The organism is Streptomyces sp. NP-1717 (assembly GCF_022695985.1).
In the GTDB taxonomy this organism is placed as follows: domain Bacteria; phylum Actinomycetota; class Actinomycetes; order Streptomycetales; family Streptomycetaceae; genus Streptomyces.
The window spans coordinates 1-6404 of sequence record NZ_JAAPBF010000314.1 but is presented as its reverse complement, the minus strand read 5'-3'; the positions used below and the strand labels follow the sequence as shown (position 1 = coordinate 6404).

The following is a 6404-nucleotide window of genomic DNA, read 5'->3' as shown; positions in this document are numbered from 1 at the left end:
GGGCGGCGACGGCGTCGAGCGTCGCCTCCCGCGGGGCGCGGTCGCGGGGCAGTACGGGGGACAGCAGCGTCTGTGCCCGCTGGGCCGACGCCGCGGGATCGGTGGACTCCAGGCCGATCGCGGACAGGGTCGTGTCCGCGTCACCGGGGTTGGATTCATTGAGCAGGATCCTGGCCCTGCCTTGTTCCCACAGCTCCACGGGCTTGGTGGCATGCGCTCCGGTCCGTGAGAATCCCAGCGCGCCGAGCAGGGTGCCGAGGTGGCTCCGCTCGCGCGTGGCGAGCTCCGCGAAGGCGAAGCCGCCGGGCGGAAGAGGAGCGGGGAGCGGCGAGCCGCTGCCGAGGATCCCGGCAGCGGAGCCGGTGCCGAGCACCTGTGCGACGGACTCCTCCAAGGCGATCAGGGAGCGCATGGCGTCGACGGCGGTACGCCCTGTGTCGGCCTGCCGGAAGACGTCGTTGAACACCTCCAGCGACAGCGGCCCGGCGTACCCGGTGCGCAGTACATGCGCCAGCAGCCGGGCGACATCGAAGCCGCCCTGACCGGGGAAGCAGCGGTAGTGACGGCTCCACTGCAAGACGTCCATGGCCAGCAACGGCGCGTCGGCGAGTTGCAGGAAGAAGATTTTGTCGCCGGGGATGGCCTCGATCCCGCCCGGATCCGAGCTGCGGGAGAGGATGTGGAAGCTGTCCAGACAGGTGCCGAGGGCCGGATGGTCGGCCATTCGTACGATCCGCCAGGCGTGCAGGTACTCCTTGACATGGCGGCCCCAGGCCAGTGCCTCGTACGCGATCCGGATGCCGTGCGTGGCGGCCAGGTCGGTGAGCAGATGGAGCTGCTCCGCGGCGAGCTCGTCGTCGTCGACCGTGTCCGGGGAGACGTTCGAGCAGACCAGCAGGGTGTCGGCACCGAGCCGTTCCATGGTGCGGAACTTCATCTCGGCCCTCCGCAGATTGGCGCTGAGACGGTCCGGGGGAACCGCCTCGAAGTCCCGGAACGGCTGATAGAGGTCGATGCTCAGGCCGAGGTCTGCCGCGCGGTGGCGGACCTGCTCGGGGGAGAGCGGACAGCCGAGCAGGTCGTTCTCGAAGATCTCCACGCCGTCGAATCCGGCGCGGGCGATCGCGTCGAGCTTCTCGGTCAGGCTGCCGCTGATCGATACGGTCGCTATGGATTTGCGCATGTCTGCTCCCGCGTTTCAGGTGGTGACGAGGGTGGTCATGTGGGCGAGCATCCGCTCGGCGTCGGGCTCTCTGCCGGTGAACAGCCGGAAGGCGTGGGCGGCTTGGAAGACGGCCATGCCGCCGCCGTCGAGCGTGCGGCAGCCCAAGGCCCTCGCATGGCGGAGCAGCTCGGTGTCGAGCGGCCGGTAGACGACGTCGGCGACCCACAGGCCGGGGCGGAGCAGCTCTACGGGCAGCGGCAGCCCGGGGTGGTGGGCCATGCCGGTGGGCGTGGCGTGCACCAGGCCGTCCGCCCCGGCGAGCAGGTCCGTGAGCCGGTTCGGGGGTGCCGCGTCGGCCCGGCGTGCGCCGAACCGGCGGACCAGTTCGGCGGCGAGTGCCGCGGCCCGCTCGGGGTCGGCGTCGACGAGGGTGACGCGGTCGGCGCCCAGGGTGAGCAGGGCGTGGGCCACTGCCGCGCCCGCACCGCCCGCGCCGAGCTGGGTGATGTGCCGCGTAGGCACGTCTTCGAGGCCGCGGGCGAAGGAATGGGCGAAGCCGCTCCAGTCGGTGTTGTGCCCGATGGCCCGTTCTCCGTCGAAGACGACCGTATTGACGGCACCGAGAGCCGCAGCGTCCTCCGACAGTTCGTCGAGGTGCGGGATGACCGTCTGCTTGCAGGGGTGCGTGATGTTGAGGGCGTCGTAGCCGAGCCGCCGGGCGTCTCGCACCAGGTCGCCCGCCGCGTCCGCGCCGAGGCCGAGCCGGTCGATGTCGATCCGCCGGTAGAGCAGGCGCAGACCGTGGTGGTCTGCCTCGCGCTGGTGCAGGGCGGGACTGAGCGAGGGTCCGATCCCGGATCCGATGAGTCCGATGAGGTACGAGGTCATGCGGCTGCGCCCGTCTCCAGGAGGTGGGAGACGTGGGCGAGTGCCAGCGTGTAACCGTGGGCTCCCGCGCCGCAGATGACCGCGTCGGCGACCTCGGCGACGAAGGAACGGTGGCGGTACGGCTCTCGGCGGTGGATGTTCGTCAGGTGCACCTCGACGATCGGGATGTCAACCGTCGCCAGGGCGTCTCGCAGGGCGACCGAGGTGTGGGTGTAGCCGGCCGCGTTGATCACTATGGCGTCAGCGCCCGCGCGGGCGGCGTGCACGGCTTCGATCAGTTCGCCTTCGTGGTTGCTCTGCCGGAAGTCGGCCTCGAACCCGTGGTGCGCGGCGACGGTGTGGCACCTCGCCTCGATGTCCGCGAGCGTGACGGTGCCGTACAGCTCGGGTTCGCGCAGGCCCAGCAGATTGAGGTTGGGTCCGTTGAGGACCAGCACGGTGGGCATGGGAACTCCCGATCATCGTCAATGTACGAACCAGTAAGTTACTTATAGTCGATCCCCTCCCGGCGGGGAAGTCCGCGTGCCAGGCCTCGGAATGCCCCTCCGAGAACCCTTGACAGTGCGGTGCGGTCACCTCACGATGTCGGCACGCCCTAATGAACTAACTAGTTCGCAACTCCATGGAAACGATCTCCTGGTAGGGCGCGGTGCGGCCGCATACCCCCGGCGCCGCACGCGTGAGCCCCATGGCCGACGGGACGACGGCCTCCCCTTGCCTCACCTCTGTCCCCGTGCTGGGACACTCGACGAGGAGAACCACGTGACCGACCAGACCCCGCTCACCCGCCCCGGCGGGCCCGAACAACACGGCACGCCCCGCAAGGCCGCGACTGCCGCGTGGGTCGGCAGCGCCCTGGAGTACTACGACTTCTTCATCTACGGCAGCGCGGCGGCCCTGATCTTCCCCCACGTCTTCTTCGACGAGTCGGATCCCGCGACCGCGACCCTCCAGTCGCTGGCCACCTTCGGCGTCGCCTACGCGGCTCGCCCCGTCGGCGCCGTCATCCTCGGACACATCGGGGACAAGTCGGGGCGCAAGAAGATCATGCTCTTCACGCTGATGCTCATGGGCGTCGCGACGTTCCTGATCGGCTGTCTGCCCGGCAGGGAGCAGATCGGCGGACTCGCGCCCGCGCTCCTGGTCTTCCTGCGGGTGCTGCAGGGCCTTTCAGCGGCCGGCGAGCAGGCCAGCGCAGGCTCCATGACACTGGAACACGCCCCCGCGAACCGGCGTGGCTACTTCTCCAGCTTCACCCTCAGCGGGACCCAGTTCGGGCAGATCATCGCTACGCTCGTCTTCCTCCCGATCGCCGCGCTGCCCGATGAACAGCTCTACAGCTGGGGCTGGCGTATACCGTTCTGGCTCAGCGCCGTCGTGACCGTCCTCGGCTACTACATCCGGCGCACGGTGCGGGAGACCCCCGTCTTCACGGAGGCGGTCGCCAGCGGGACCGTGGAGAAGATGCCGCTCGCGGTCCTCCTGCGGGACCACTGGGCGGATGTGCTGCGTGTGATGTGCGCGGCCGTCATCGCCACGGTCAGTACGGTCTTCACCGTCTGGGCCCTGAACTACGCGACCAGCGACGAGGTGGGCCTCGACAAGTCGGTGATGCTGTGGGTCAGCATCGCGGCCAATACCGTCGCGCTGGCCGCTCTGCCGCTGTGGGCTGCCCTGTCCGACCGGATCGGCCGTAAGCCGGTCTTCCTGATCGGTTCGATCGGAAGCCCCCTAATGATGTTCGCCTATTTGGGAGCCATCGCGTCGGGCAGCTATCCGCTGATCTTCCTGACGGGCATCCTCACGTTCGGGGTCGTCTACTCGGCCGCCAATGGAATCTGGCCCGCGCTCTACGGTGAGATGTTCAGCGCCCGGGTCCGGATGTCCGGCATGGCCATCGGCACCCAGGTCGGTTTCGCCGTCGCCGGTTTCGCGGTTGCCTCGGCGGCCGGGATCGCTTCGCCCGAGGGCTGGCTGGGACTGCAGGGCGCGACGGGTGTCGGGATCTTCACGGCTGTCCTGTGCGCCGTCAGTTCGATCGCCGTCGCCACCGCGCGCGAGACGCACCGGGTACCGACGAAGGAACTCGGAGCCAAGCAGGGGGGCCCGGCACGGCGCGAAGCCCCTACGAAGGCCGGCGCGTGATCACCTCGGGCCGGGAGTAGGAGCCCCGCGAAGGAGCGCCGGATCACGAGACCGGACAACGGGACGGACGACGAAACCTCTCCGCGATGCCCGGCACCCGCCTCACCGGGCTGCCGGGCTGCCGGGTGACACAACCACCGGACGGTCCCGGGCCGCAGAGCGGAACCAGATGTGACCGCAGCGGACCCGCGCCTCGCATGCCGACGGACCGACGAAAGAGGCGCCGGGGAGCCGTCGCGGGCGGCGGAATTCTCTTCCCGCCTCATCGACGGGTCCTGGGACTCGGCTTTCCCCCGCCGTCCCGGACCCGCGCTCTCCCGGATCGCCGCCACGCATCTCGCCGCGCTCACGGCACGGGTGCCCGACTCCGCGTCGCTCGCCGTGCTCGACGCAAAGACGTCCGTACACCGCGCGTCGCCACCAGCGCATGGTGTCGCGAACACCACCGTCGGCACCCGCTTCCTGTAAGGCCCTCCATGAGCCGGGGCCATCCTGGCAGGGCTCGGGGCAACCTCCCGCCGAGCGTACGGACCTGCTCGCCAGGACCGAGCCGCCGCTGACGCCGCACACGGTGACCGGGCCGGAGATCTCCGCCGCGCGGGGCCCGGCCGCGCGGTCACTGTCCGGCCGTGTCCGGCGAGTTGTCCGGTACCGCGCCTGGCGTCGTGTGGGGCGCCGCGTCCTCCGCCAGCACTCGCTGAGCCACGGCGAACGCCGAATTGGCCGCCGGCACACCGCAGTAGACCGCGGTCTGGAGCAGAGCCGCACCGATCTCCTCGGGAGTGAGGCCATTACGGCGCGCCGCCCTGATGTGCATGGCCAGTTCTTCGTCGTGGCCGTGTGCGACGAGCGCCGTCATCGTGATCAGGCTGCGCTCGCGGCGGGAGAGGGTGTCGTCGGTCCAGATCTCGCCCCAGGCGTACCGGGAGATGAAGTCCTGGAACCGGGCGGTGAACCCGGTCTGACGCGCCTGCGCGCGATCCACATGGGCGTCGCCGAGCACCTGGCGGCGCACCTCCATGCCACGCTTCGCGCCGCCCGTGCTGTGTCGCCCCGTGCTGTGTCGCTCCGTGAAGTGGGCGCGCAGCGCGGTCAGTACGGCCTCGGGCCGCTCGGCGGGCGCCAGGTGCGAGGCGCCCGGGATCTCGGTGAGCGCGGCGCCCGGTACCGCGTCCGCGATCTCCCGCAGATGTGCGGGCGGTGTCGCCGGGTCCTCGCGGCCGGCGACGAGCAGGGTGGGCGCGGTGATAGTGGAGAGCCGGTCCCGGATGTCGAACGCGGCCAGCGCGTCACAGCACGCGGCATACGCGCCCGGATCGGCGCCGCGGTGGTCCGCCACCAGCGCGGGGACGGTGTAACCGGGCGTGAACCAGCGCGAGTTCGCGGTGTCGGCGAGCGCGCCAAGCCCCTCGCGGCGTACCCGCGCGGCCCTCTCCTCCCACGGCGCGGAGCCACCGAAGTGCGCCGACGAGCAGATCACGGCGAGGCTCTCCACGCGCTCCGGGTGGTGGGCGGCGAGATGGAGGCCGACGGCCCCGCCGAGTGAGACCCCTGCGTACGCGAAGCGGCCGATGCCGAGTGAGTCGGCGAGGGACAGGACGAGGCCGGCCAGCTCGCCGACCGTCGCGCCGGGGCGGATCAGGTCCGCGGGCGAGCCGCCGTGGCCGGGCAGGTCCCAGCGTACGACCCGGTGGGTGAGGGACAGTTCGGGTGCGACCTTGTCCCAGAGGGTGGTCGAAGTGCCGAGGGAGGGCCCGAGCAGCAGCGCGGCCGCGGTGGCCGGCCCCTCGGCACGGTGGTGCGGCAGCCTGCCGTTCGGAGTGGTCCCTGTGGTCAACGTCGCTCCAGGGCGCGGTCGGTGAGGGCTCCGGCGGAGCCCGTGTACCGGGCGGGGTCGGTGAGGCCCGCGATGTCGGTGCCTTCGAGCTCAGGAACCTCGGCAAGCAGCTCCGCGAGGCTCTTGCCCTCGTCGGCCGCGCGCGCGGCGGCATCGGTCAGCAGGGCCTTGGCACGGGCGCGACCCAGGACGGGTGCGAGTGCGGCGGCGAGACGTTCGGACACGATCAGGCCGTGGGTGAGGCCGAGGTGTGCGCGCATCGTGTCCGCGTGCACCTGGAGGCCCTCTGTGAGTTCGGCGGCGTCGCGGGTGGCGCCGCCGACCAGGCGGAGCAGGTCGCGCAGCGGCTCCCACTCGGCGTGCCAGGCC

Annotated in this window: 6 protein-coding genes and 1 pseudogene; 2 read left to right on the top strand and 5 right to left on the bottom strand. The window is 70.9% G+C overall.

Annotated features, from left to right (window positions below):
- From GXP76_RS33125 to aroQ, 3 genes are all read right to left on the bottom strand, one after another.
- Positions 1-1183 (bottom strand): sugar phosphate isomerase/epimerase and 4-hydroxyphenylpyruvate domain-containing protein (locus tag GXP76_RS33125; RefSeq protein WP_242575322.1); only part of this gene is annotated, 1183 nt, incomplete at its 3' end.
- Between the two features lie 15 nt (positions 1184-1198).
- Positions 1199-2053: a shikimate dehydrogenase gene (locus tag GXP76_RS33120; RefSeq protein ID WP_242575321.1), complete on the bottom strand. Its 855-nt coding sequence runs from the start codon at positions 2051-2053 to the stop codon at positions 1199-1201.
- A complete protein-coding gene (gene aroQ, locus GXP76_RS33115; protein ID WP_242575320.1) occupies positions 2050-2499 on the bottom strand; it encodes a type II 3-dehydroquinate dehydratase in 450 nt (149 codons plus the stop codon). The genes GXP76_RS33120 and aroQ overlap by 4 nt, the downstream gene beginning before the upstream one ends.
- Before the next feature lie 316 nt (positions 2500-2815).
- Here aroQ and GXP76_RS33110 point away from each other — a divergent pair, with 316 nt between their 5' ends.
- Positions 2816-4198, top strand: a complete 1383-nt coding sequence (locus tag GXP76_RS33110; RefSeq protein ID WP_242575319.1) for an MFS transporter — start codon at positions 2816-2818, stop codon at positions 4196-4198.
- A 171-nt stretch (positions 4199-4369) separates the two neighbouring features.
- Complete coding sequence (locus GXP76_RS33105) at positions 4370-4666, top strand: hypothetical protein (protein WP_242575318.1); 297 nt, start codon at positions 4370-4372, stop codon at positions 4664-4666.
- Between the two features lie 148 nt (positions 4667-4814).
- Here the strand turns inward: GXP76_RS33105 and pcaD are convergent, their stop codons facing one another.
- Both pcaD and GXP76_RS33095 read right to left on the bottom strand, forming a co-directional pair.
- The gene (pcaD, locus tag GXP76_RS33100) at positions 4815-6035 is read right to left on the bottom strand and encodes a 3-oxoadipate enol-lactonase (protein ID WP_242575317.1); all 1221 of its coding nucleotides are present in this window, start codon (positions 6033-6035) and stop codon (positions 4815-4817) included.
- Positions 6032-6404: pseudogene (locus GXP76_RS33095) on the bottom strand (3-carboxy-cis,cis-muconate cycloisomerase); the annotation flags it as partial. The gene pcaD and the pseudogene GXP76_RS33095, both read right to left, overlap by 4 nt.